Here is a 1,353-nt window from a genome sequence, read left to right as displayed (position 1 = left end):
ATGCCAGCAGGTGCTCGGCGAACTTCTGGGCCAGCCGGTCATGGCCGCTGAGCGCGCGGGTGTTCTGCTGGCGCGACTCGGCCAGCAACTGGATGCCGGCGTCGGTCAGCCGCAGCGCCTCGCGGCCATCGGCATTCACCTGCAGCACCAGCAGGCCGGCGGCCAGCAGGTCGATCTCTATGCCGTCCTTGCAGGGCCAGCCGGCCGAGCGCCAGACCTGCATCAGCCGCGTGCGGTGCACGCGGGTCAGTGAAGGCGGCGGGGGGACTGGGGCCGAAGTAGGCGGGAGGGTCATTGGCGTCGAGGGAGCCAGCAGGCTCGGCGAAGGCGGCAGCAGGGCCGCGGCGGCAATGGACAGGTCCGACATGGACACTGATTATAAATACAGTATTCCACGCTTCGCGAGCACTGCTTGGGCCGTCCCGGTCCGGAAGGTGGAAACCCCGCGTTGACAGCATCGCGGGCCGGGGCGATGGTCCCCCCATGCACTCTGCCCAACGCGAGCACATTGCCACCGTGATGCAGGTGGCCGACCTGGGGGTGCAGGCGCAGGCTGCGCTGCGCCACGAACAGGTCATCCGCGACTCCTGGCACCGCTGCGTGCACGAGCACCAGCTGGACCCGACGCGCATGCAGGAAGCGGTGATCCTGCCGCAGGGCCAGTTGCGCGAGCACCAGGACCAGATGGAGGCCTTCATCCACATCGCCCGGCGCGGGCTGGAGACGCTGTACCAGCAGGTCGCAGGCCTGGGTTATGTGGTGCTGCTGACGGACGCGCGCGGCGTGACGGTGGACTTCATCGGCGACCTGCAGATGGAGCCGGGCCTGCGCAAGGCCGGGCTGTACCTGGGTGCGGACTGGAGCGAGCAGCATGCCGGCACCTGCGGCGTGGGCACCTGCATCAGCACCGGCGAGGCGCTCACGGTGCACCTGGACGACCACTTCGACGCGACCCACATTCCGCTGACCTGCACCACCAGCCCGGTCTATGACGCGCGCGGCGAGCTGGCGGCGGTGCTGGACATCAGCGCGCTCAGCGCCGCCGGCCCCAAAGGCAGCCAGGGCCTGGCGCTGCAACTGGTGAAGCTGTACGCGCAGCAGATCGAGAGCGCGGCCTTCCTGCAGCGGCACCGGCAAGACTGGGTGCTGCGCCTGTCGGCCGCGCCGCAGTTCGTGGACGTGAACCCCGAGTACCTGCTGGCGCTGGACAGCGCCGGCCGCGTGGTGGGTCACAACCGGCGCGCGCAGCAGGCGCTGCAGGGCACGCGGCCGTTGGTCGGCCAGATGTTCGATGCGCTGTTCGAGGTCCGCTTCGAGCAGATTGGCCGCTTCGTGATGGCCCAGCCCTCGGAC

The 1,353-nt window shown here is 69.7% G+C and carries 1 protein-coding gene and 1 pseudogene; one reads left to right on the top strand and one right to left on the bottom strand.

Annotation, left to right across the window (positions count from 1 at the left end; all coding sequences use genetic code 11):
• Positions 1 to 223 (bottom strand): annotated as a pseudogene (locus tag FKP22_RS30520) (hypothetical protein); the annotation flags it as partial.
• 260 nt (positions 224 to 483) lie between these two features.
• Here FKP22_RS30520 and FKP22_RS30515 point away from each other — a divergent pair.
• A partial coding sequence (locus FKP22_RS30515) for a sigma-54-dependent Fis family transcriptional regulator (protein WP_141291945.1) occupies positions 484 to 1,353 on the top strand: 870 nt, incomplete at its 3' end.

Source organism: Ideonella azotifigens (genome assembly GCF_006519715.1).
In the GTDB taxonomy this organism is placed as follows: domain Bacteria; phylum Pseudomonadota; class Gammaproteobacteria; order Burkholderiales; family Burkholderiaceae_C; genus Ideonella; species Ideonella azotifigens.
This window is presented reverse-complemented; position numbering and strand designations above follow the sequence as displayed.